The following is a 23,749-nucleotide window of genomic DNA, read 5'->3' as shown; positions in this document are numbered from 1 at the left end:
AAAATGCTATGACCTCTTCAAAGCTCGAAGTGTTAACCCCTGCGAACTGTCAGATCATCTTTATCGATCACCAGCCACAGATGGCGTTTGGCGTGCAGTCTATTGACCGCCAGGTGCTGAAAAACAACACCGTGGCGCTGGCGAAAGCGGCCAAAGTGTTCAACATCCCGACCATCATCACCACCGTTGAGACCGAAAGCTTCTCCGGTAACACCTATCCGGAGCTGCTGGACGTCTTCCCGGGCCAGGACATCCTGGAGCGTACCTCCATGAACTCCTGGGACGACCAGAAGGTACGTGACGCGCTGAAGGCCAACGGCAAGAAGAAGGTGGTGGTTGCCGGCCTGTGGACCGAAGTGTGCAACAACAGCTTTGCCCTGTGCGCGATGCTGGAAGGCGACTACGAAATTTATATGGTGGCGGACGCGTCCGGCGGCACCTCCAAAGAAGCCCACGACTTCGCGATGCAGCGCATGATCCAGGCGGGCGTGATCCCGGTGACCTGGCAGCAGGTGATGCTGGAGTGGCAGCGCGACTGGGCGCGTAAAGAGACCTACACCGCGGTGATGGATATCGTACGCGAGCACTCCGGCGCGTACGGCATGGGCGTGGATTACGCTTACACCATGGTGCACAAAGCGCCGTCTCGCCAGAAGAGCGAGCACCGCACCTTAGCGCCTGTTCCGGCTCGCTAAGTTCCGCTGGCGGGCTGGTCCCTCATCCGGCTCGCCGCTGCCTCTTTCTCTGGAGTTCACAATGAGTACTGGGCTGATATCCCTTGCGGCAGGCGTGTTGATTGGCCTGATGTATGCCGTGCTGAAGGTGCGCTCCCCCGCGCCGCCCGCGCTGGCGCTGATTGGCCTGCTGGGGATGCTGGCGGGTGAACAGGCGACGCGCCATCTGTTATCCCGCGACGGCGCGCCGCCGCTTCAGGTGACGGTTCCGCAGGCCAAATCGCAGACGGGAGCGACCTCATGAAAGCATGGATAATTTCTCTGGTGTGCGGCGTGGGTGCTGGGGTAATTTACGCTCTGCTCGACGTCCATTCCCCGGCGCCGCCGGTTGTCGCCCTGCTTGGCCTGTTTGGCATGCTGGTGGGCGAACAGCTCATCCCGGTGGGACGGCGTTTACTGAGTCGCGAACCGCTTACCCTCGCCTGGTTTCGTCACGAATGCGTACCGAAAATCAGCGGCACGGCGCCTCCTGCGCCCGCGAAGGACGATCGCGACGTTTAATGATTTGTTTGAGGAAAGACAGCATGACGCTGCCGTGGCGCATTGCCATCATTGATGACGAACGTTCCGTCCGCAGCGGGCTGAGTAATCTCCTGGAGTCGGAAGGCTATGCCGCCGACACGTTTGATTCGGCAGAGGTATTTCTGAGCCATCCGCTCGCCCTGTCCGGCGCGGCGGTGGTGATCGCCGATATCAAGCTGCGGGGCATGAGCGGCCTGGAGCTGTTTGAAAAGCTACGGCTGCTGGCCGTTCCCCCGCCGCCGGTGATCTTTATCTCCGGTCATGCTGATGAAAATATGCAGCGGTACGCTCTCAGCCTGGGCGCCGCTGCATTTTTGCGTAAACCCATTAACATCGATATTCTGCTGGATCATATACAGCGGGAGCTGGCCCGCCGACGATAAGGATCGCGGATGAACGAACACGAGCAGCCTGCATTCTGGCCCGCCCAGGGGAATCTTCACCAGGGGCGGGTTTTTGTCCTTAAAGAGGATGTGATTTTTACCGTGCTGGCGCAGGAGGGCGGTATCTCCTGGATGAACGCGCGCCATCCCCATTCCGGCGGCTCGTTCATCATTGCCACCGCGGTGAGCGACGAAGAAGAGGAGCGGGCGACACGGCTGCTCAAAAACGAGTTTGCCCTGCGCGACGTGCTGCAGGACAGCTGGGCCATCCGCGCCGTCGCATCCACCCAGTACCGGGGGCGTTTCGCGCTGGTGTATGCGCCGTTTTCGTTTGAACTGCTGGCGCGGCGCGCGGGCAGGGCGATCTCGGGGATCTCGCGCTTTATCGAACTGGCGATCCAGATCTGCGCTCCCCTGCGCCAGATGCACCTGCAAAACCTGATCCACGGCGATATCAAGCCCGGCTCGATATTTGTTCATCACGATGGCGCCTGCCGTCTGGGCAGCTTTGGCCTCTCCTGCAGCCTCTCCGGCGCCTTTTCCCAGACCCGGCTTGCCGTTTCAGGCGGTACGCCCGCCTACATGTCGCCGGAGCACACCACCCGCACCCGGCGCCCCGTTGACGGCCGCAGCGATCTCTACAGCCTCGGCATGGTGCTGTATGAACTCCTGACCGGACGCCTGCCGTTTGAGTTGGGGGAGGACGATCAGACCAACTGGGCGCACTGCCATATTGCCTCGGAGCCGCTGGCCCCGGACGTGATTCGCCCGGACGTGCCGGGAATGCTGTCCACCATTATCCTGAAGCTACTGGAAAAGCACCCCGATAACCGCTACCAGACGGTCGACGGGCTGATTGCCGACCTCCGCCGCTGCCAGGCGACGCTGACCTGCGAGGGCGAGATCGTCGCCTTTACCCCCGGCCAGCAGGACCGCACCCCGGCGATCCATCTGGCGGACTCGCTGTTCGCGACGCATCCGCAGGCGAATGACGTCATTGCCGCGTTTGAGCGGGTGGGGCAGAGCCTGGTGCCGGAGCTGGTAACGATCGGCGGGCCGTCGGGGATCGGCAAATCGTCGATCATCGCGACGGCGCTCAAAACGCTGCAGCAGCGTAAGGTGCTGCTGGCGGTGGGGAAAGTCGATCAGTTTTCGCCCTCCCTGCCCTACGGCGTATTAAGCTCCGCGTTCCGCACCCTGACGCTGCACCTGCTGGGGCTGCCCGCAGACGAGGTGGCGAAGTGGAAAATCCGCCTCTCCCGCGCCCTTGAGGGGTACGAAGCGCTGGCCGTCAGCCTGGTGCCCGAGCTGGGGCTGCTGCTGGAGACCAAGCCGCGCTTCTCGGCGGATACGTTTTCCATTGATGCCCGGGCGCGCTTCAGCCATATGGTGCTGGCCCTGGTCAAAACCTTTGCCACTCAGGGCTGCCCGCTGGTGCTGGTGCTTGACGATCTTCAGTGGAGCGACGCCGCCAGCCTGCATACGCTGAAACATCTGCTGGTGACCTGCGGCGCTATCCCGCTGCTGCTGGTAGTCGCCCACCGCGATATCGGTTCGTTGTCCGAACCGACACTGCAACAGCAGCTGGCGAGCCTGCCGGAGGCAGCGCAAAACGCGACTGAAATTGTCCCGCAGGCGCTGTCCGTGAAGGCGGTGGCGCGCTGGCTGGCGACGATATTTCGCACCCGCAGCGCGGCGACGACCGACCTCGCCACGCTGATCCATGAAAAAACCGGGGGCAACCCGCTCTTTGTGCACGAGTTTTTCCGCCGCATCGTGGATGACGGGCTGGTGGTGCACAACAAATATCAGGATAAGTGGCACTACGATCTGCAGGCGATCCGCGCCCGACACTACACCGAGAACGTCGTGACTCTGGTGCTGGAGCAGCTTGAAGAGCTGCCCGACGAGACGCGCCGTCTGCTGGGCAGCCTCGCCTGCCTCGGCGGCACGGGCGAGATGGAGATGATATGCCGCGTGGTCGGCATGTCGATGGCGGAAATGCGCTATGCGCTGCACCCGGCGGTGATGGCCCAGCTCATCGTGCTGACGGAAAAAGAGTACGCCTTCACCCATGACAGGGTGCAGGAGGCCGCCTTTGCGCTGCTGGATCAGCATGAGAAAAGCCATCTTCACCTGACCACAGCCAGCCTGCTGGCCGACGCCGCGCGTCAGGCGGCGGGGAACGAACTGCTGTTCCGCGCCGTTCACCATGTCACGGCCGCGCTGGACAGCATTCAGCCCGCGCCGCAGCGGCAGATGTTCCGCGAGCTGAGCCTGCTGGCCGCGCGGCGGGCGAAGCGCACGGGGGATTATCTTTCGGCGCTCGGCTATATCCAGACCGCCAGAGCGCTGGGCAACGCCGGGGCGGTGTCAGACTTCATGCTCGATATCGAAGAGGCGGGCTGCGAGTTTGCGCTGGGCCATCTGGAGCGGACCCGCGAGCTGTGTGACGCCATTCTCGGCTGCCCCGGCGGGCTGACCGAAAAGGCGCTGGCGGCCAACCTGCTGGTGGAAGTCTACACTCGCCAGTCGGACAGCCGTCTGGCGCTGGAGGCGGCGCTCTGCTGGCTGGGGATTTTTGGTATTCAGATTGGCCGTTATCCGGAAGATGCCGACTGTGACGAGGCCTGGGCGCTCTTTTGCAACCGCACGGGCGACGCGCCGCAAAATCTTTTTGCCCAGCTCTCGCGGATGGATAACCCGGAAACCGAAGCGGTGATGAACCTGCTCTACAGCGCCAGCATTTGCGCCGGCTTCATCTGCCCGCGTCTGCACTTTTTGCTGCTCTGCCGCATGATGCACCTGACGCTCGACCACGGCATCACCGGCGCCTCCACCACGGCGATGGCCTGGTTTGGCGTGCTGATTGGCCACCGCTACGCCGAGTATCGCCTCGGGTTCCAGTACGGCACCCTGGCCCGCGAGATGGTGAACCGCCACGGCTACGACGCGTTCGAAGCCAAAACCCTGCTGCCCCTCGACCAGCTCAGCGTCTGGACCCAGCCTTTATCGTTTACCATCGAGTGCGCAAAGGCCTGCTTCACCGCCGCAGTGACCCACGGGGATATGACGGTAGCCTGCTTTGCGGCCTGCCATCAGGTCATTAACTTCCTCTCGCGGGGCGATCACCTGGACGGGGTGTTGACCAGCATCGATCGCGGCCTGGCGTTTGTGCGTAAAACCCACTTCCAGGACGTTGAGACCATCTTGATGCTCCAGCGCACCTTCGTGGAGTTTTTGCGCACGCCGGTCATCGGCACCTGGACCGCGTCGCAGGCGCTGCCCGAGACGCTGCTTCCCGCGTCGCCGGAGCAGGCCCCGGAGCAGACCTCGACCATGCTGTTCTGGTACTGGCTCTACCGCGGCATGGCACACTTTACCTGCGGCGAGTATGCCGACGCGCAGGCGGATCTCGAGATGGCGGGCTGGTACGCGTGGTCTGCGCCGGGGCACATTCATCTGCTGGATTACCATCTCTACAGCGCGCTGGCGCTCTCCCGTCAGCTGACGCCGGAGACGTTTTCGGCGAATCACCGCCGCAGCATCCACGCTCACTACGACAAAATCGCCCTCTGGGCGCGCGTTAATCCCGGCACGTTCGCGGATAAAGAGGCGCTGATCTACGCCGAAATCGTCCGTCTGGACGGGATGAACAGCATTGCGCTTGAGCAGTATGAGAAGGCGGTCCGGCTCTCCCGCGAGGGCGGGTTTAACCCGATCAACGCCCTGGCCCACGAGCTGGCGGGCCGCTTCGCGCTGGCCTGCGGCTACCCGACCGCGTCGGACGCCCACTTCCGCGGCTCGATTGCCGCCTGGGGCCGCGCGGGCGCGCAGGCTAAGGTGCGCCAGCTGGAGCAGGATTTCCCGCACCTGCTGGCCTCCGGGCAGGCCAGCGCCTACGACACGGTGGCGTTCGCCCAGAATGAAACGATCCGCGATCTGCAGAGTGTGATCAAAGCTTCCCGCGCGCTGTCGGAAGAGATCAATCTTGAGCGCCTGATTGAAAACCTGATGACGATCCTGCTCGAACGCGCCGGGGCGCAGCGCGGTCTGCTGCTGCGCGTGAGCGATAACCTGATCCCGGAGATCGAGGCCAGCGCCTGGACCAGCACCGACGGCGTGCGGGTGCGGATCCTGAAAGATGTGCCGACGGCGACCGACATGCCGCTGTCGGTGCTGGCAGCGGTGATCCGCACCGGGCAGGAGATCCGCACCGGTAAGCCGGAGGAGTTTCATCCCTTCAGCCAGGATCCCTATCTGGTGACCTCGGGGGCAGCGGTCATGTGCGTTCCGATGTTCAAACAGGCGCGGCTGGTGGGCGTGCTCTACCTGGAAAACCGCCTGATGCCGGAGGTCTTTACCGCCGAGCACTCGCGCGTGGTGAGCCTCTTGGGCGCGCAGGCCGCGGTCTCCCTGGAGACGGCGCGGCTCTATGCCGAGCTGCTTGCGGAGAACATCCAGCGCCGCCGGGTGGAGAAAGAGCTGCGCGCCAGCCAGACCTCGCTGATGCTGGGCGAGCAGATCAGCCACACCGGCAGCTGGCGTTGGGAGCTGGAGCAGGATCTGATGTTTGTCTCGGAAGAGTACGCCCGCATTCTCGGCCTGCCCGAGCAGCAAAAGATGATCTCCATGGCGGAGTTTTTGACCTTCGTTCACGAGGACGATTACGCCCGCATCAGCGCCATCGTCACCCAGAGCGTGCGCGATGGGCTCTCCATGCGCGCGGAGTTTCGCGTTAAGCGTCCCGACGGCTCTACGCGCTACATCCTCGGCATTGGCGATCCGGTGGGCGTGGGCAGCGAGGTGAACGAGTACTACGGCATCATCACCGATATCACCAGCCAGCGCGCCGCGGAGGATGCCATGCGGGTCGCGCAGGCGGATCTGGCGCGCGTTTCCCGGGCCACCACCGTCGGACAGCTGACCTCCTCCATCGCCCACGAGATCAACCAGCCGCTGATGTCCATCGTCTCGAACGCCGGGGCGAGCCTGCGCTGGCTCAGCCGCGAGCCCGCCCGGCTGGATAAAGTACGTGAAGGGCTGGAGGAGATCGCCGCGGAAGGCGCGCGGGCGGGGGAGATCATTCGCAGCATCCAGTCCCTGACGCGCAAGCAGGATCCCACCTTCTCGCGCATCGACATGCACTACCTGATCCGCCATATCCTCACGCTCTCCCGCAGCGAGCTGGAGCAGCGACACATTAGCGTTGATTATCTGTTAAAGGCGCAGGACAGCTTTATCACCGGCGACAGCGTGCAGATCCAGCAGGTGCTGCTGAATCTGGTGATGAACGCGGTGGAGGCGATGGCCGAGGTGAAGGATCGCGCCAGCACCATTACCCTCAGCACCGGCAACGCGGACGGAAAAGTGATCGTCGAGATCGCTGACACCGGCAGCGGCATTGAGCCCGAGCGGCTGGAGCAGATTTTTGACTCGTTCTACTCCACCAAGCCGCAAGGGATGGGGATGGGGCTGACCATCAGCGCCAGCATCATCGAGCGCCACTGCGGGAAGCTGAGCGCGCGCCGCCGGGAGCCGCACGGCACGGTGTTTACCTTTGCGCTGCCGCTGGCGGCGCAGGAAGGGTAAACGTTACTCCGCGGGCTGGCTTTTGGTCAGGCGCTCAACGGCCCTGACCAGTTCCGCCACGGAGCGTACCTGCATTTTTTCCATCACGCGGCGGCGGTGCACCTTCACCGTGATCTCGCTGACGCCCAGCTCGGCGGCAATCTGCTTGTTGAGCTTGCCGGTGATGGCAAGCTCAAGCACCTCGTGCTCGCGCGGCGTGAGGGACAGATGGCGCTGCTTCAGGGCGTAGTGCTCTTTATTGCGCGCGGCGTTGTGTTCCGCCAGCTGAAGCGCGGATTCAATGGCGTCGATAAGCGCAGTGGATTCGACGGGCTTGGTGAGAAATTCGTACGCGCCGCCTTTAATGGCGCGCACCGACATCGGAATAGTGCCGTGGCCGGTGAGAAAAATAATCGGGATCTCGCGCCCGCTGTCCTTGAGCGCGTCAGCCACCTCAAAGCCCGAGATGGCGGGCATTTGCATGTCGAGGATCACGCACGACGGCAGATCCTCAAAGCGATGCTGAAGAAACGCTTCTGCCGATGAAAAGCCGACGGCGTTCAGGCCCGCTGATTCCAGCAGCCCGATTACGGACTGCCTGACTGCGTCATCGTCATCAACCACATACACAATGTGTTCCATTCACCGCCCCGGTGCTGATTTAAATGTCGAGGATGCAAACCGTCCCGGTGGGTACGTAAGGGACTGTTTATGCTGCCTTTCATCTTAACACATTAACTATCATTATCATTTAACAATATGATAACCATATGAAGTATAGCGAGCCGGGGCAGGGGCGGTGAAGGAGCGAAACGCTGTTTTTATGCACCGACAAGCTCAATGCGGTTGCCGTCCGGGTCCGCGATCACCGCTTCATAAAAGCCGTCTCCGGTCATGCGCGGGGCGCTGAGCAGCGTGCCGTTTGCCTGCGCCTGCGCTGCCATGCGGTCCACCTGCGCTTTGCTGCCGACGTTGATGGCGATATGCGCCCAGCCGATAAACTCCGGGTGCGCGGGGGCGTCCGGCAGGTCCGGCAGCGTCATCAGCTCGATGGTCGGCCCGTCATCCAGGGTAATAAAGTGTGATTCGAAACCGGGGCGATTTTTACTGACGTAGCGTTCGTTGCTGCGGCCATTAAAAACCGTTTCCCAGAACTGAACCTGTGCGTTCAGGCTGCGGGTCCAGAGTGCGACATGTGCAATATTCATAGTTACCCTCGTTGTTTGTGTTGCGCGGTTATGCAACATTATGCGCATTGATACTCGATTAGACTTTTCAAAGGACTTTAAATGCTCGATTGTGCAGCTTTTCCTGAACAGCGACAAGAGCGGATCCGACAGATCCTTCAGGAGAGCGGAAGGGTGGTCTGTACCGAGCTGGCGAGCCAGATGAACGTGTCCGAGCACACTATTCGCCGTGATTTACATGAACTTAGCAAAGAGGGCTATTGTAAAAAGGTCTACGGCGGCGCGGTGCTTCAGCTTCCGGATGCGGGCAGTTTTTTCAGCCGTGAGCAGAAAATAAGTGCAGAAAAGCACACAATCGCGCAGAAAGCAGCAACGCTGGTTCAGACAGGTGGGTGCATTTTTATCGACGCAGGGACAACAAACCTGGCGCTGGCAAAAGCCCTTCCGGCGGATCTTAACGTCACGGTGGTGACCAATTCTCCGGCGATTGCTGCAGAGCTGCTGCTTCATCCTCTGTGCGAGGTGATTGTCACCGGCGGGCAGGTCCAGCGAGCGTCCGGCGGAACGGTTGGCGCCACGGCGGCGAGCCAGATTCAGGACATTATCTTCGATCAGGCCTTTATCGGCGGTTGTGCGATGGATCCTGAGGCGGGGCTTACGGGGTTTGATTTTGCCGACTGCGAGTTTAAAAAAGCCGTGATTGCCCGGAGCACCCAGACCATTGTGGCCCTGACCGCAGACAAGCTTCCTGGCGTCGCGCGCTTTGTGGTAGCGAAGTGCCGCGACATTGACGTGCTGGTGGTGGAAGAGGGGATGGAGCAGGGCGTTTTTGACGCGCTGGCGGCGCAGGGTGTTCGCATTGTGTGCGCCTGAGGACTTTCACGGGTAAAACAGGCTACACTCTGGTTTTGAGCGCTAAATGCTGAGGACGTAACAATGCACTACACACTGAAAGAAAGCGACAAGGATAAAGCGGAAGGGTCAAGCGGCGCGGGCGCTCTGCAGCAAAAACTGCTGGAGTCCCGTTCGATTGTTATCTCCGGTGAGATCAACCAGGAGCTGGCGCAGAAAGTGATCACCCAGATGATCCTGCTGCAAAGTGTCAGCAACGATCCAATCAAGCTGTACATCAACAGCCAGGGCGGCCACGTGGAAGCGGGCGATACCATCCACGACTTCATCAAATTCATTCGCCCGGAAGTGCATGTCATAGGCACCGGCTGGGTGGCGAGCGCCGGGATCACCATCTTCCTTGCGGCGAAAAAAGAGCACCGCTACTCGCTGCCGAATACCCGCTTTATGATCCATCAGCCGCTGGGCGGCGTGCGCGGTCAGGCAACGGATATTGAGATCGAAGCGCGCGAGATCATCCGCATGCTGGATCGCGTGAACAAGCTGATCGCCGACGCCACCGGCCAGCCGCTGGAAAAAGTGAAAAAAGACACCGACCGCAACTTCTGGATGTCTCCGGCAGAAGCGCTGGACTACGGCATCGTGGGTAAACTGATTACCCATTATGACGAGCTGAACCTGGATTAAGTTTTCGCGGCGTGTAGGTCGGGTGATACCCGACCTACACGCCCTCGTTTGACCCATGACAAGTTCCCCCTCTGCCTTCTTGCCTATAATCGCGCCTGTTTCCCCTCTCACTGGTGCTACCCATGGCGTATCAACTGAACCTGAACTGGCCGGAATTTCTTGAGAAATACTGGCAAAAACAACCCGTAGTGCTGAAAAATGCCTTCCCAAATTTTGTCGACCCGATTACCCCGGACGAGCTGGCTGGCCTGGCGATGGAGCCGGAAGTCGATAGTCGCCTGGTGAGCCATTTCAACGGCAAGTGGCAGGCCAGCAATGGTCCGTTTGAGCACTTTGACGATCTGGGCGAAACCGGCTGGTCGCTGCTGGCGCAGGCGGTGAACCACTGGCATATGCCCGCGGCGGAGCTGGTGCGTCCGTTCCGCGTCCTGCCGGACTGGCGTCTGGACGATCTGATGATCTCCTTCTCCGTGCCGGGCGGCGGCGTGGGTCCGCATATCGATCAGTACGACGTGTTTATCATTCAGGGGATGGGCAGCCGCCGCTGGCGCGTGGGCGACAAGCTGCCGATGCGTCAGTTCTGCCCGCATCCGGCGCTGCTGCATGTCGATCCGTTTGAGCCGATTATTGACGAAGATCTGGCCCCGGGCGATATCCTCTACATCCCGCCTGGATTCCCGCACGACGGCTTTACCCATGAGACGGCGCTCAACTACTCCGTTGGCTTCCGCGGGCCGAACGGTCGCGATCTGATCAGCAGCTTCGCCGATTACGCACTGGAAAACGATCTGGGCGGCGAGCACTACAGCGATCCGGATCTGACCTGTCGCGAACATCCGGGCCGCGTGGAGCAGTACGAGCTCGATCGCATTCGTCAGATGATGATCGACATGATCGGCAAGCCGGATGATTTCACAAAATGGTTCGGCAGCTTTGTCTCCACGCCGCGCCACGAGCTGGACATTGCTGCCGCCGAGCCGCCGTACGCGCCGGAAGAGGTGCTGGACGCGCTGCAGGGCGGCGAAACGCTGTCTCGCCTGAGCGGCCTGCGCGTGCTGAACGTCAACGGCAGCTTCTTCATCAACAGCGAGCAGCTGGATACGGTGGACGCGAAGGCGGCGGATGCGCTGTGCCGTTACACCGAACTCGGGCAGGCCGAGCTGGGCGATGCGCTGAATAACCCGGCGTTTGTCGAAGAGCTCACCGGGCTGATTAACCAGGGGTACTGGTACTTCGACGAGTAGTACGGCACGGTTTTCTCCCTCTCCCTGTGGGCTGAGGAATCCCCAGTAATGATTAAACAGAAGCAATAACGTTGTTTCAGAAAGATTGAAGACTTACAGCGACGCCCTGGTCCGGCTGTAAATCGCTGAGGCGTTTGCCTTCCGGCCGGGGCGAGGCGCAGGGATGCGCCGAGAGGGCGGGCTTTACAGGGATGTTACCTCCGCCCGTACCCGATAAGCCGGAAGGAATAAGCCGAGGGCACCGCGAAGCGGCGATTTACCGCCGGGAGCCCGGGTCGCCAGGGTGGTGGCGACTGAGCCACCCTGGCACGTTCACCGGTCATGTCGTTACAGAGTAGCAAGGAACATAAAGTGAACGGAATGACCACCAAAGCTGTATGTTCCCCCTCACCCCAGCCCTCTCCCTCAAGGGAGAGGGGGTCGTCCGTGCTGGCATTATTTTGTGGGGATCCCTCTCCCTGTGGGAGAGGGCCGGGGTGAGGGCACCAGGCCGCACTAGCCCTCCTCCATCGCAATCACAATCGCCTCGCCCATCTTCTTCAATGCCTCGCGATTTTTCTCCGTCGGCGGCAGCGCCACGTTGATCCGCAGACAGTTGCGGTACTTCCCGGAGGCGGAAAACAGCGACCCGGCCGCGGCCTGGATCTTCAGCCGACACAGCTGCTTGCTGACGCACACCATGTCGACCTTCTCCGGCAGCTCAATCCACAGCAGGAAGCTACCCTGCGGGCGCGTGACGCAAATCTCTGCCGGAAAATACTGCCGCACCCAGCAGGTGTAGGTTTCCATATTCTGCTGATAAATCTGGCGCATACGGCGCACGTGGCGATGGTAATGCCCGTCGCGAATAAACGCCGCCACCGCCATCTGGGTGCCCGGCACGTTAAACCCGCCCGCGGCGTATTTCATGTGCATCACCCGGTCGTAATAGCGCCCCGGCACAATCCAGCCGACGCGCAGGCCCGGCGCCACGGTTTTGGTAAACGAGCTGCAGAGGATCACGCGGCCGTCGATATCCATCGAATGAATAGTGCGAGGGCGCGGGTACTCCGCCGCCAGCTCGCCGTAAATGTCATCCTCCACAATCACGATATCGTGCCGCTGGGCGAGGGCTAACACCTGCTTTTTCCGCGCTTCGGGCATGATAAAGCCGAGCGGGTTATTGCAGTTGGGCACCAGGATCACCGCCTTGATCGGCCACTGCTCCAGCGCCAGCTCGAGCGCCTCGATGCTGATCCCGGTCTCGGGATCGGTAGGAATTTCAATCGCCTTGATGTCAAACCCGCGCAGCATCTGCATGGTGCCGTGGAAAGACGGCGATTCTACCGCCACGATGTCCCCCGGTTTACATACCGAGAGCAGGGCGATCGACAGCGCGCCGTGGCAGCCGTTGGTGATGACAATCTCGTTCGCCGCCACGGTAGAGCCGCTGTCCAGCATCAGGCGGGCGATCTGCTCGCGCAGCTCCAGGCGCCCGTCGAGCACGTCATAGCTCAGCATCTCGCTCGGGTTATGCTGCGCGATGCGGCTCATCTCGCGCCACAGGGGCTTCAGGCTCGGCTGATTCACGTCCGGCGAGCCGCCGCCGAAGGAGATCATCTCTTTGTCGGCGCGGGCGTCCAGCAGCATCATCACCTCGTCCCACTGGGTGACGTCCACCGGGCGCTGAACCGGGCGGGTCATGGCCGGGACAGGCGGCTGGGCCTTGCGCTGCGAGACAAAATAGCCGGAGCGCGGCTGGGGTGTGATGAGCTGGAGGTTTTCGAGGATCTGGTAGGCCTGCTGTATGGTGCTGATGCTCACGCCGTGCTCCTGGCTCAGCGCGCGCACCGACGGCAGACGTTCGCCGCTGCGGTACAGCCCTTGTTCAATGCGTTCTGCCAGAAGGTTGGCCAGATGTTGATAGCGCGTCATGCTGTATCCTTTGTTTTCACCATACAGATTATAAAACCAGTACAGATTGCCGTAAAAATTGGCATGCAGATACTGTTTTAGCGGATCTGTATGTTAAAAAAAAGTTGTTTTTGAGTCTGTATTGCACGGGCCGATTTCCAGGATGATAACCCTACTGGCACAGCGAGGAGAGCATCATGGAATTCTACGAAAACCGTTCAAAACGTCCGTTTATTGTGTTTGTCTGGATCGGCAAAACGATCTGCAGCTGGTATCGCATCAACCGCACCCGCCGCATCCTGAGCCAGATGAGCGACGAGCAGCTCAAGGACGTTGGGTTATCCCGCAATGATATTTAAACCGCAGGCCGGGTAAGGCGTAGCCGCCACCCGGCGACGTTCAGCTCAACAGCGCAAGCGTCTGCCGCTTCGGCCTTTCCAGCAAATCCAGCGCCTCCTGATACGACCGCACGTTGTTATAGCCCATCACCAGCCCGTAGCGTTTGCCCGACCCGCGATACCACTCCGAAAGCGCGTTCACCTGCAGCTGCTGTTCCTGCCAGCAGCGCGCCACTTCCCGGTCACAGCTTCCTTTGGTCAGGAACGCCACAACATGCATTCCGCCGTCGTTTTGCTCGGTGAAAAACAGATCGCCATACACCTCGCGCAGGGCGGCAATCATCCAGTCGCGGCGGGTCTGATACAGCGCGCGCATCTTTTTCAAATGACGGAAAAAATGCCCTTCGTTGAGAAACGCGGTGAGGATCTTTTGCGTCAGCACCGGCTGGCCGCTTGTGGTAATGTCCGCGCAGTCGGTAAAAGCCCCGACGGTGCTGGCGGGCATCACCACGTAGCCCATGCGCAGCGACGGCATGATGGTTTTACTGAAGGTGCCCATAAAAATCACCCGGTCATGCCGGTCGAGGCTTTTCAGCGACGGCAGCACCTTGCGGGTGTAGTGAAACTCTCCGTCATAATCATCTTCGATAATCCACGCTTCGTTCTGGCTGGCCCAGTCGAGCAACTGCTGCTTGCGCGGCAGCGAGAGCGTCACCGCCAGCGGGCTCTGGTGCGACGGGGTGACGATGGCAAAACGCGCGTCGCGATGGTGACGGAGCAGGTACTCGGTATCGATACCCGAACGATCGACCGGCACCGTGTGCAGGCGCGGCACGATCCGCTTGAGCAGTTGCTGGCCCATAAAATAGCCCGGATCCTCAAACACCACCTTGTCGCTACGGCTGGCGAGGGTGTCGAGGATCAGCCGCAGGCTGCCGCTGTAGCCGCTGGTGATCAGCACCTGTTCGGCGCTGCAGGACAGCCCACGTGAAATGTTGAGATAGCTGGCGATGGCCTGGCGCAGCGGATACCAGCCCAGCACCGGCGGGTTGAGCATCTCTTCCTGACGCATGGCGCGCGTCGCCTGGCCCGCCAGCAGCAGCCATTTTTTATACGGGAAGCTGTCGAGGGCGGGGATGCCGGGGCGCAGAAACCCCGCCCGCTCTCGCTGGCTGATGAGCGATGCCGGAAGCGCTCCGGTGGGCTGTTCCGCAGGTGCAGGCTTATCTGGCAGCAGTAAATCGGGGTTAACCCGCGTGCCGCGCGCGCCCTGGCTCACCAGATACCCTTCACCCGTCAGAATGGCATACGCCGTTTCGACGGTTTTACGCGCCACCTTCAACTCTTCCGCCAGCACGCGGATGGCAGGCACCTTATCGCCCGGCTTCAGCACCCCGCGCGTGATGTTGTCGCGATAGCGGGTATAAATCTCGTGATAGCCCGGCTTCATGTCCTACCTCATTTCACGCTTTTTGTATCTTTTTACTATGTCATGAACGGCGTAGATTTGCCTCATCGCATGACACATGCCGCACAAAAAGAGGAAAGACAATGAGCACTCGCGTTAACCACCATAAAGTTACACCTGCCCTCGCCAACGCGCTGTCTGCCCTGAGCATGGAGGTGGCAAAAACCTCCATCGACCCGGCGCTGAAGCATCTGATCGACATTCGCGTATCGCAGCTGAACGGCTGTACCTTCTGCCTGGATATGCACTCGAAAGAGGCCAAAATTGCCGGCGAGCGCGAGCTGCGCCTGTACCATCTGGCGGCCTGGCGCGAGTCCCCGCTGTTCAGCGCCCGGGAGAAAGCCGCGCTGGCCTTCACCGAAGCGCTGACCCAGATTGGCGTTCACGGCGTGAGCGACGCGCTGTACCGCAGCGTGGCGGAGCACTTCTCGGACGTGGAGATTTCAGAGCTGAACTTCGCCATCGTGGCGATCAACGCCTGGAACCGTCTGGGGATCACCTCCCGCATGGCGCCGGGCTCGCTGGACGCGGCTTACGGGCTGAATAAGGCTAACCTGGAATAGTTCCGCGCTCGCGGATCATCGCCACCAGCGCCCGTAATCCCGGCGGGACGTGGCGATGGCCGGGGTAATAGAGGCGCAGCCCGGCAAAGGGCTGCGCCCAGTCGTTTAAAACGCTCACCAGCTCTCCATTCTCAAGTTCTTCCCGGATATACAGTTCCGGCAAAAATCCTACCCCTAATCCCGCCTTTACGGCGCGGATCGAGGCAAAAAGATCGGATGTCGCAAAGCGCGGCGGTACGGCAAGGGCGTACGTTTCCCCCCGACGCGCCAGCTCCCAGCGGTAGATCCCGCCGTGGGCCATGCGCATGCCGATCCCCTGATGTGAAAGCAGATCGTCCGGCGTCTGCGGAATGCCGTGACGGGCAAAATAGTCCGGCGTGGCGGTGACCAGCTGGCGGATCTCCCCGGTCAGCGGCACGGCGATCATATCCTGCGGCACGGACTCTTCGAGGCGGATCCCCGCGTCATAGCCTTCCGCGACGATGTCGATCATCCTCGCTTCGCTCACCGTTTCCACGCGCATCTTCGGATAGCGGATCATAAAGTCGATCAGCAGTTGGTCCAGAAACAGGGTGCCGATATGGTTCGGCACGTTCAGACGCAGCGTGCCGGCGGGTTCCCCGGTGTCGCTGTGGATCTCCTCGCCGGCGAGACGGATCTCCTGCAGGGCCGGGCCGATACGCGCCACGTATCGCTGTCCGGCGTCGGTGAGCGCCACGCTGCGGGTGGTGCGGTTAAAGAGGCGGGTATCAAGGCGGCTCTCCAGCCCGGCGATGGCGTTGCTTACCGCCGTGGCGGACATGCCCAGCTCCTGCGCCACGCCGCGAAAGCTGCCGCGCCGCACCACCGCCATGACCACTTCCAGCTCTGTCAGACCTGAACGATGCATAGATTATCCTGAAAATCGAAACAACCCTTGCAGCATAGCGTGGATTATCGCAACGGAGAAGCCGTGCCAGACTGTGCTCACACAGCCTGAGGAGGTTTATATGCACACCATCGAACAGATCTTTATTAACGGCGAATTTGTTACCCCGCACGGCACCGAGTGGTTTGATTTGTACAACCCGGCGACGGCGCAGGTTATAGGGCAGGTACGTCTGGCGGATGAGGTTGACGCAGAGCGCGCCGTTGCGGCGGCGAAAGCGGCGTTTCCGGCGTGGTCGAAGACCACAAAGCAGGAACGCATCGCGGTGCTGAAGCGCATGCACGCCGCCGTGGCCGCTCGCCACGACGATCTGCTCGACGCGATCGTTGAAGAGTACGGCGCGCCCGCCTCGCGCTCGGCGTGGATGGCCAGCTATCCGGCGGAGGTGATTGCTCAGGCCATCGAGGCGCTGGAGGCGTTTGAGTTCGTCACCTCCGCAGGCGCGGCAACGGTGCAGATGACGCCGCTTGGGGTGGCCGGGCTTATCACACCCTGGAACAGCGACGCCGGGTTTATCTGCGGCAAGCTGGCGGCCGCGCTGGCGGCGGGCTGCACGGCGGTCATCAAGCCGAGCGAAATGAGCGCCCTGCAAACGCAGATTGTCACCGAAGCGCTGCGCGACGCCGCACTGCCGCCGGGCGTGTTTAACATCGTCACCGGACGCGGCGAGACGGTAGGTGAGACCATCAGCCGCCATCCGGACGTGGCAAAAATCTCGTTTACCGGCTCCACGAATACCGGCAAAGCGATCCTGCGCAATGCGGCGGAGAGCTTTAAGCGCGTAACGCTGGAGTTAGGCGGTAAATCGCCGACCATCCTGCTGGATGATGTGGATCTGGCGCAGGCGATCCCGCTGGTGATTCAGGCCGGGTTTATGAACAGCGGGCAGGCGTGCGTGGCCGGAACGCGCATTCTGGTGCCGCAGGCGCGTAAGGCGGAGATTGAAACCGCGCTGGCGCAGGCCGTGGCGGCGGTGAAATCCGGCGACCCGCGCGACAGCGCGACGGACGTCGGCCCTATGGTCAGCGAAAAGCAGTGGCTGCGGGTGCAGGGCTATATCCGTAAAGGCATCGAAGAGGGGGCGCATCTGCTGGCGGGTGGTGAAGGGAGACCGGACGGGACGCGAGACGGCTGGTTTGTGCGCCCGACGCTGTTTACCAACGTGAACAACCGGATGACGATTGCCCGTGACGAGATTTTTGGCCCGGTGCTGTGCGTCATCCCCTATCGTGACGAGGCGGAGGCTGTTGCGATTGCCAACGACACGGACTACGGCCTGAGCGCGATGGTGCTGGGCGGCGATGCGGAGCGCGCGCGCCGCGTAGCGCAGCAGATTGTCTCCGGTCGCGTGCTGGTGAACACCCTTGCCCATGAACCGAAAGCGCCGTTCGGCGGGTTTAAGTACTCCGGCGTGGGGCGCGAGATGGGCGAGTGGGGGATTAGGGCGTTTATGGAGCCGAGGTCGGTTCTGGGCTAAAACTTCGCTCTTTACCGAAGCATTGTGCTTTTCCATCCCGCATTCTCTCCTCAACATCACAGCGGAGAGACCCTCATGATCGCAGTCATTTTCGAAGCCAAAGCCGCGCCTGCCCATCAGGCGCGCTACCTGCAGCTTGCCGCAGAGCTTAAGCCTTTGCTGGCCGACATCGACGGCTTTATTGATATCGAACGGTTCCAGAGCCTGACGACCGACGGCAAAATCCTGTCCCTTTCCTGGTGGCGGGATGAAGAGGCCGTCCGCCGCTGGAAGCAGAACGTTTTCCATCAGGCGGCGCAGGCCGAAGGGCGGGAGTCGATTTTTACTTTCTACCGTATTCGGGTGGCGCAGCTGGTGCGGGAATACAGTTCCGAAACCGGAGGGCACGCGGATGTATGACGTTCACGTGATTTTCAGCGACAGGCCCGGCGAGCTGGCGCGCTTTGGAGAGCTGTTGGGGCGCAACGGCGTGGGGCTTGAGGGCGGCGGCGTATTCGGTACCGATGCCCATTTCCTGGTGGAGGACGGGGAAAAAGCCCGCCGCGTGCTGATGGAGGCCGGGTTTATCGTGCAGGCGGTGTGCAGGCCGGTTATCAGAAAACTCAAACAGGAGCGGCCCGGCGAGCTGGGTGAAATTGCGGCGGCGCTGGCGGCACGCGGTGTGTCTGTTCTTACCCAGTACAGCGACCATGCAAATCACCTTATTCTGCTGACGGATGATGATAAGCTGGCCGCAGAGATCACCGAACCCTGGGCGGCACATGTTAAAGACAAGCTTACCGACTGATAACAGCGTGGCGCTGGAACAGGCCATCGCGGCGGTGGCGGCGGCAATGGCCGATCCGTCGCGGGTGAAGATGCTGTGCGCGCTGATGGACGGGCGAGCATGGACCGCCACCGAACTGAGCACCGCGGCAGACGTCGCCCCGTCGACCGCCAGCGGGCATCTCGCCCGGCTGGTGGAGGGAAAGTTGATTACCTGCCTGTCTCAGGGGCGGCACCGCTACTATCGTCTGGCGGGGCACGACGTGGCGGAGTTGGTCGAACAGATGATGGGGCTCTCCTGGAGCCGCATTGCGCCGCCGGAAACCACCGCGCCGAAGGCCATGCGGGAAGCGCGAACCTGCTACGACCATCTTGCCGGAACGGTCGCGGTGCAAATCTATGATTTCATGCAGGCAGAAGGCTGGCTGGAGTCAGACGGTTCAGCGCTCACACTGCATGGCCGGGAGCAGTTTATGAAGCTTGGGATTCCGATAAATTCTCAATCCCGTCGCAAGGCCTGCTGCGCCTGTCTGGACTGGAGCGAGCGGCGGTTTCACCTTGGCGGCGAGGCGGGTGCGGCGCTGCTTATTCATCTGGAAAGCAAAGGGTGGATACAGCGGGTGCCGGGGTACAGGGAGGTAGTGGTGACGGCGACGGGGAAGGTTGCCGTCAGGAAGTATTTTAGCCGCTAAATTCCTCTGCGGGCTGAGGAATCCCCAGTAATTTCTCTACCTGAAGCGATGGATGTTGCTTCAGGAAAATGAATGGCTTTCAGCGACGCCCTGGTCCGGCTGTAAATCGCTGAGGCGTTTCCTGCAGGCCGGGGCGAGGCGCAGGGATGCGCCGAGAGGGCGGGCTTTACATGGACGTTGCCTCCGCCCGTCCCCGATAAGCCGAAAGGAATAAGCCGAGGGCACCGCGAAGCGGCGATTTACCGCCGGGAGCCCGGGTCGCCAGGGCGGCGGCGATTGAGCCGCCCTGGCACGTTCACCGATACAGGAATCAAAGAGTAGCAAGGAACATAAGGTGAACGGAATGACCACCAGAGCCGTATGTTCCCCCTCACCCCAGCCCTCTCCCTCAAGGGAGAGGGGGGCGTCCGTGCTGGCATTCTTTTGTGGGGAGCCCTCAGCCCACAGGGAGAGCGGGAACATCCTTTTCGCAATTCCTGCGCTTTTACCTCTCGTTTCTTGATACTTACCCTGATAACTATTATCTTGCCTGCGTGTGACGAGAGGTTTCCCCATGAGTGAAGAAGAACTGTTTAGCCGCAGGCCGATGGGCATGCGGATGGCGATGATCGTGCGCCAGTGGCGTGCGGTGATCGATGACGCCATTCTCGATACCGGGTTAACCCAGTCGAGCTGGACGGTGATGATGCAGCTTCATCAGCTCGGGGATAACGTTTCAATGAGTGAGCTGGCGGAGGTGCAGGGTATTGAACTGCCGCCGCTGATGCGCACCCTGACACAGCTGGAAAAACAGGGTTACCTGCTGCGCACCACATCGCCTTATGACAAGCGCATCCGGCTTCTGACGCTGACGCCTGAGGGAAAAGCCATATTAAAAAGGCTCACTCAGGTGATTGAGACCTATCAGGCGCGCGTATCGCAACACATCGCGCCGGAACATATCGAGATTTTCAGCGCTACGTTGAATCAAATCGCCTGCAATTTGCGGACAATCCGCGAAGAAGACAACAAGACCGAAAAATAATGACCCCTGAACAAAAGTTTGCCCGCTGGGTAAGGGTGAGTATTGCCTCTTTCCTGCTGATGTTTATCTATTTTGTCGTCGCGGATATCTGGATCCCGCTGACGCCGGACTCCACCGTGATGCGCGTAGTGACGCCGGTTTCTCCGCGCGTCTCCGGCTACGTGGCGGCGGTACATGTCCACAACAACAGCCAGGTGAAGAAAGGCGATCTGCTGTTTGAGCTCGACGACACGCCGTTTCGCAATAAAGTGGAAGCGGCGCAAATCGCGCTGGAGCAGGCACGCCTGTCCAACGAACAGCTGGACGCGCAGATCGCCGCCGCGCAGGCCAGCCTGAAAACCGCGGTGCTGACGGCGCGGAACGACAAAGTGACCTTTGACCGCTACCAGAAACTGAGCACGTTACAGAACGTTTCGCAGGCAGATCTGGATAAAGTTCGCACCGCCTGGCAGAGCAGCGAGCAGTCCGTCAGCTCCATTCAGGCCAACATCCGGAACCTGCGCATCCAGCGCGGCGAGCGCGAAGAGCACCGCAACGTGACGCTGCAAAAATACCGCAACGCGCTGGATGAAGCAGAGCTGAACCTCGGCTGGACAAAGGTCTACGCCCAGGCGGACGGCACGGTCAGTAACCTGCAGTTAAGCCCTGGTTTTTACGCCTCATCCGGCTCCGCCGCGCTGGCGCTGGTAAACAACCAGACCGATATCGTGGCCGATTTCCGCGAGAAGAGCCTGCGCCATACCCATCAGGGCACCGATGCCGCCGTGGTGTTTGACGCCTTCCCGGGGCAGGTGTTCCGCGCCCACGTGGCCAGCAGTGACGCGGGGATCCTCGCAGGCCAGGAGGCGGTTAACGGCCAGCTCTCCCAGCCGGAGACCTCTAACCGCTGGGTACGAGACGCCCAGCGCATGCGCATTCACGTCACGCTGGATGATTCGCTGCCGAAGCCGCTGCCAACCGGCGCGCGGGCAACCGTGCAGCTCTATAACAGCGAAGGGCCGTTTGCGCGCTTCTTCTCAGGGATGCAGATCCACCTGGTGAGCCTGTTGCACTATGTCTATTAATACGCTGGCGCGGGTGTTTACCCCGCACGGCAACATCGTCTATACGGCAAACGACTTTCGCCAGACCCTGCGCATCGTCTTTGCCGGGATGATTGCCCTGAGCATATCGAGCTTCTACAACACCAGCTATGGCGTGTTTTTCGTGGTCTACCCGATCATGCTGCTGTCGCTGGTGCCGGTGTTTAACCGCCACGTGGCGAAGCAGTTTATCTTCAGCGCATCGCTAAACTGCATCGAAATGGTGATTATCATCGGCTATCTGTCGCAATGGCCGGTTATCATGACGCTGGTGGTGTTTGCCCTGTACGTGATGCGTTTTCGCTTTATGAGCAAAGGGCCGCTGTTCCTGTTTGGCTCGATGGGCGTGGTGTGCCAGAGCGTAATGCTCAACTTTATGAGCTACCCCACCACCAACTGGCACACGCTGCTGTTTTCCAACATCGAAGCGAGCGTGATGGCGGTGTGCCTGAGCGCGCTGATGAACTACCTGCTGCCAGACGTTGAGCCCCGCAAGCCGCCGCCGCTGATTGAGAAAGACGACGCCCGCGTGCGCCACGAGTCGCTGCTCTCCGGCAGCGTCGCGACGATGATTTTCGTGGTGTTTCAGATTAGCGACTTAAGCGATTCGCTCTCTGCGCTGATGGCAGGGATTCTGATCCTGTTCCCGATGCACTATCGCGGCGCGGTGATGAGCTCCATCTGGCGCGTGGCCGGGGTGGTGCTGGGCTGCCTCTATATTCTGGTGGTGCAGCTTATCCTCTACGATCACAGCAGCCATATGCTGCTGATGATGCCGCTGATTGGCCTCGGGCTGGCGTTTGGCGCGCGTCTGCACGTGATGGAGAAAGTGGGCGCGGGCGTGGGTTTTTCCAGCATCACCACTATCGGCATTATGTTCGGGCAGAACATGCACCCGGACAGCGATCTGGTGTTCAGCGATCTCTACCGCATCACCTCCGTGACATTTTCGCTGGTGGCGACGCTGACGATGGTCTTCCTGGTGCACCTGATCCTCAACCGCTTCGAGGCAACGCGCTACGTCATCGCGCCGCCCAAAGTAGATTAATGCCCCAGCACGGCAGGCAACTGCGAGAGTAAAAACAGGATCAGGCCAATCGTCCCGCCCACCAGCGTGCCGTTGACGCGAATAAACTGCAGGTCTTTGCCGATGTTAAGCTCAATCTGGCGGGACATGTCTTTGGCGTCCCAGCTTTTGACCGTGTCGCTGATGTGGCGGGTCAGAAACGCGGCGAAATCCGGCGCAAGGCGGTGCGCGGCCTGCTCCAGATGCTCGTTCAGCGACGCCCGCAGGCTGGCGTCGTTAGACAGCGTTTCGCCAAACCACAGCCCGGCGTTGGCGATGCGTTGCTTCACGCGGGAGTCCTCGCTCTGCATATCCGCCTTCAGCCACTGGCGCAGGTCGGCCCACATCTCCCCCAGATAGCGGTTAAACGCCTCGTCGTTTTTCAGGTAGTGCTTGATGTTGTCGGCTTTGGCCGCCATCTCCGGGTCGTTTTTCAGATTGTCGATAAGCTTCAGCGTGGCGCGGTCAAACGCCTGACGGATCTGGTGCGTGCGATCGTGGCTAATATCGTCCAGCAGGGTATTCACCGCCTTTGACACCATCTCCGCGCTTTGATCGCCCAGCCACTCGGTGGGCAGCACCATCGCCTTGCGCGGGTGTTCGGTCTTCAGCCAGTGGACGATCTGGTCAGAGATAAACTCTCGCGTGCTTTCCCGCTGAATCAGGGTAATCAGGCGGTTGATGATGGCGTCCAGCAGCACCTGGTGGCGGTTGTTTTTGGTCATGCTCTCCAGCATCACGGCGCTGGTCTCGGTGAAATCCACCTTGTCGATGGCCTTATGCACCGCCCGTTTAAGCAGGCGCTGAATGCGTCCGTCATCGGTCAGTTCGAGAAAACCGCTCATCACCTGCATCAGATGCAGCCCGACGCGCTGGGCGTTGTCGGGCTTGCTGAACCAGGCGCCAATCATTTGCGCGGGTTCATAGCGGCGGATCAAAGCAACCAGCGACTGGGTATCGAGAAACTTCTCCTGCACGAACTGGCCGAGATTGTCGCCGATCCGGTCTTTATTGCGCGGAATAATTGCCGTATGACGCGAAATAAACGGAATGGGCACCCGGCGGAACAGCGCGACGACGGCAAACCAGTCCGCCAGCGCGCCGACCATCGCCGCCTCGGCAATGGCCTTCACGCCGCGCACCCAGAAGGTCTGCGGCAGGAACAGGGTGGTGATAAACGCCGCGGCGGCAACCAGCAGCAGCGACAGCGCAAGAAGCTTGGCGCGTTTGAGTTCAGCGATTTTTTCCATGGGTTAAGGATAGAGGGAAGTGA

The 23,749-nt window shown here is 60.9% G+C and carries 23 protein-coding genes; 17 read left to right on the top strand and 6 right to left on the bottom strand.

Annotated features, from left to right (window positions below):
* Window positions 1-8: 8 nt before the first annotated feature.
* The 5 genes from AB8818_RS14440 to AB8818_RS14420 all read left to right on the top strand — a co-directional run bounded on the left by AB8818_RS14440 (window position 9) and on the right by AB8818_RS14420 (window position 7,231).
* Window positions 9-695, top strand: a complete 687-nt coding sequence (locus AB8818_RS14440) for a hydrolase (RefSeq protein ID WP_023331928.1) — start codon at window positions 9-11, stop codon at window positions 693-695.
* Window positions 696-756: 61 nt separating this feature from the next.
* On the top strand, window positions 757-978 hold the full coding sequence (locus AB8818_RS14435; RefSeq protein WP_192981867.1) for a DUF1427 family protein: 222 nt from the start codon (window positions 757-759) through the stop codon (window positions 976-978).
* Window positions 975-1,235 carry a XapX domain-containing protein gene (locus AB8818_RS14430; protein ID WP_116343926.1) on the top strand — a complete coding sequence of 87 codons (261 nt, stop codon included), beginning with the start codon at window positions 975-977 and terminating at the stop codon, window positions 1,233-1,235. The genes AB8818_RS14435 and AB8818_RS14430 overlap by 4 nt, the downstream gene beginning before the upstream one ends.
* 23 nt (window positions 1,236-1,258) lie before the next feature.
* Window positions 1,259-1,639 (top strand): response regulator transcription factor, encoded by a 381-nt coding sequence (locus AB8818_RS14425; protein ID WP_192981870.1) that lies wholly within the window; start codon window positions 1,259-1,261, stop codon window positions 1,637-1,639.
* A gap of 9 nt (window positions 1,640-1,648) precedes the next feature.
* Complete coding sequence (locus AB8818_RS14420) at window positions 1,649-7,231, top strand: ATP-binding sensor histidine kinase (protein WP_192981873.1); 5,583 nt, start codon at window positions 1,649-1,651, stop codon at window positions 7,229-7,231.
* A 3-nt stretch (window positions 7,232-7,234) separates the two neighbouring features.
* Here the strand turns inward: AB8818_RS14420 and AB8818_RS14415 are convergent, their stop codons facing one another.
* Entirely contained in the window at window positions 7,235-7,852 is a 618-nt protein-coding gene (locus tag AB8818_RS14415) for a response regulator transcription factor (protein WP_192981876.1), read from the bottom strand.
* A gap of 179 nt (window positions 7,853-8,031) precedes the next feature.
* A complete protein-coding gene (locus AB8818_RS14410; protein WP_192981879.1) occupies window positions 8,032-8,418 on the bottom strand; it encodes a VOC family protein in 387 nt (128 codons plus the stop codon).
* Between the two features lie 81 nt (window positions 8,419-8,499).
* On the opposite strand from AB8818_RS14410, the gene AB8818_RS14405 reads away from it, so the two are divergent.
* From AB8818_RS14405 to AB8818_RS14395, 3 genes are all read left to right on the top strand, one after another.
* A complete protein-coding gene (locus tag AB8818_RS14405; RefSeq protein WP_192981882.1) occupies window positions 8,500-9,270 on the top strand; it encodes a DeoR/GlpR family DNA-binding transcription regulator in 771 nt (256 codons plus the stop codon).
* 63 nt (window positions 9,271-9,333) lie between these two features.
* A complete protein-coding gene (locus AB8818_RS14400; RefSeq protein WP_047363979.1) occupies window positions 9,334-9,936 on the top strand; it encodes an ATP-dependent Clp protease proteolytic subunit in 603 nt (200 codons plus the stop codon).
* Window positions 9,937-10,058: 122 nt separating this feature from the next.
* Window positions 10,059-11,180 (top strand): cupin domain-containing protein, encoded by a 1,122-nt coding sequence (locus AB8818_RS14395; RefSeq protein WP_192981885.1) that lies wholly within the window; start codon window positions 10,059-10,061, stop codon window positions 11,178-11,180.
* 495 nt (window positions 11,181-11,675) lie between these two features.
* Here AB8818_RS14395 and AB8818_RS14390 read toward each other — a convergent pair whose 3' ends face one another.
* A complete protein-coding gene (locus tag AB8818_RS14390; RefSeq protein WP_116342280.1) occupies window positions 11,676-13,094 on the bottom strand; it encodes a PLP-dependent aminotransferase family protein in 1,419 nt (472 codons plus the stop codon).
* 176 nt (window positions 13,095-13,270) lie between these two features.
* Between AB8818_RS14390 and AB8818_RS14385 the strand changes: the two genes are divergently transcribed.
* Complete coding sequence (locus tag AB8818_RS14385) at window positions 13,271-13,432, top strand: DUF1127 domain-containing protein (protein ID WP_116342282.1); 162 nt, start codon at window positions 13,271-13,273, stop codon at window positions 13,430-13,432.
* Between the two features lie 40 nt (window positions 13,433-13,472).
* Here the strand turns inward: AB8818_RS14385 and AB8818_RS14380 are convergent, their stop codons facing one another.
* Window positions 13,473-14,861, bottom strand: a complete 1,389-nt coding sequence (locus AB8818_RS14380) for a PLP-dependent aminotransferase family protein (protein ID WP_163330743.1) — start codon at window positions 14,859-14,861, stop codon at window positions 13,473-13,475.
* Between the two features lie 101 nt (window positions 14,862-14,962).
* On the opposite strand from AB8818_RS14380, the gene AB8818_RS14375 reads away from it, so the two are divergent.
* Window positions 14,963-15,442: a carboxymuconolactone decarboxylase family protein gene (locus tag AB8818_RS14375; RefSeq protein ID WP_014882392.1), complete on the top strand. Its 480-nt coding sequence runs from the start codon at window positions 14,963-14,965 to the stop codon at window positions 15,440-15,442.
* Here AB8818_RS14375 and AB8818_RS14370 read toward each other — a convergent pair.
* On the bottom strand, window positions 15,429-16,331 hold the full coding sequence (locus AB8818_RS14370; RefSeq protein ID WP_192981888.1) for a LysR family transcriptional regulator: 903 nt from the start codon (window positions 16,329-16,331) through the stop codon (window positions 15,429-15,431). The genes AB8818_RS14375 and AB8818_RS14370 overlap by 14 nt on opposite strands.
* Window positions 16,332-16,431: 100 nt before the next feature.
* Between AB8818_RS14370 and AB8818_RS14365 the strand changes: the two genes are divergently transcribed.
* The 7 genes from AB8818_RS14365 (at window position 16,432) to AB8818_RS14335 (ending at window position 22,458) form a co-directional block, all read left to right on the top strand.
* Window positions 16,432-17,847, top strand: coding sequence for an aldehyde dehydrogenase family protein (locus AB8818_RS14365; protein WP_192981891.1), 1,416 nt, complete (start codon window positions 16,432-16,434; stop codon window positions 17,845-17,847).
* A 75-nt stretch (window positions 17,848-17,922) separates the two neighbouring features.
* Window positions 17,923-18,246 carry an antibiotic biosynthesis monooxygenase gene (locus tag AB8818_RS14360; protein ID WP_163330745.1) on the top strand — a complete coding sequence of 108 codons (324 nt, stop codon included), beginning with the start codon at window positions 17,923-17,925 and terminating at the stop codon, window positions 18,244-18,246.
* Entirely contained in the window at window positions 18,239-18,634 is a 396-nt protein-coding gene (locus AB8818_RS14355; RefSeq protein ID WP_163330746.1) for an amino acid-binding protein, read from the top strand. Before AB8818_RS14360 ends, AB8818_RS14355 begins: the two co-directional genes overlap by 8 nt.
* Window positions 18,609-19,304, top strand: coding sequence for a helix-turn-helix transcriptional regulator (locus AB8818_RS14350; RefSeq protein ID WP_163330747.1), 696 nt, complete (start codon window positions 18,609-18,611; stop codon window positions 19,302-19,304). The genes AB8818_RS14355 and AB8818_RS14350 overlap by 26 nt, the downstream gene beginning before the upstream one ends.
* A 553-nt stretch (window positions 19,305-19,857) precedes the next feature.
* Window positions 19,858-20,328 carry a MarR family winged helix-turn-helix transcriptional regulator gene (locus AB8818_RS14345; RefSeq protein WP_116342297.1) on the top strand — a complete coding sequence of 157 codons (471 nt, stop codon included), beginning with the start codon at window positions 19,858-19,860 and terminating at the stop codon, window positions 20,326-20,328.
* The gene (locus AB8818_RS14340) at window positions 20,325-21,392 is read left to right on the top strand and encodes an HlyD family secretion protein (protein ID WP_116342299.1); all 1,068 of its coding nucleotides are present in this window, start codon (window positions 20,325-20,327) and stop codon (window positions 21,390-21,392) included. The genes AB8818_RS14345 and AB8818_RS14340 overlap by 4 nt, the downstream gene beginning before the upstream one ends.
* On the top strand, window positions 21,382-22,458 hold the full coding sequence (locus AB8818_RS14335; RefSeq protein WP_116342301.1) for a DUF2955 domain-containing protein: 1,077 nt from the start codon (window positions 21,382-21,384) through the stop codon (window positions 22,456-22,458). The genes AB8818_RS14340 and AB8818_RS14335 overlap by 11 nt, the downstream gene beginning before the upstream one ends.
* On the opposite strand, the gene AB8818_RS14330 is transcribed toward AB8818_RS14335, so the two are convergent.
* On the bottom strand, window positions 22,455-23,726 hold the full coding sequence (locus tag AB8818_RS14330; RefSeq protein ID WP_166710011.1) for a DUF445 domain-containing protein: 1,272 nt from the start codon (window positions 23,724-23,726) through the stop codon (window positions 22,455-22,457). The two genes, AB8818_RS14335 and AB8818_RS14330, sit on opposite strands and share 4 nt — an antisense overlap.
* Window positions 23,727-23,749: the final 23 nt, after the last annotated feature.

The organism is Enterobacter sp. KB-280D8, from assembly GCF_041399405.1.
In the GTDB taxonomy this organism is placed as follows: domain Bacteria; phylum Pseudomonadota; class Gammaproteobacteria; order Enterobacterales; family Enterobacteriaceae; genus Enterobacter; species Enterobacter cloacae_N.
The sequence above is the reverse complement of the archived record's forward strand: the minus strand, read 5'-3'. Positions and strand labels throughout refer to the sequence as shown.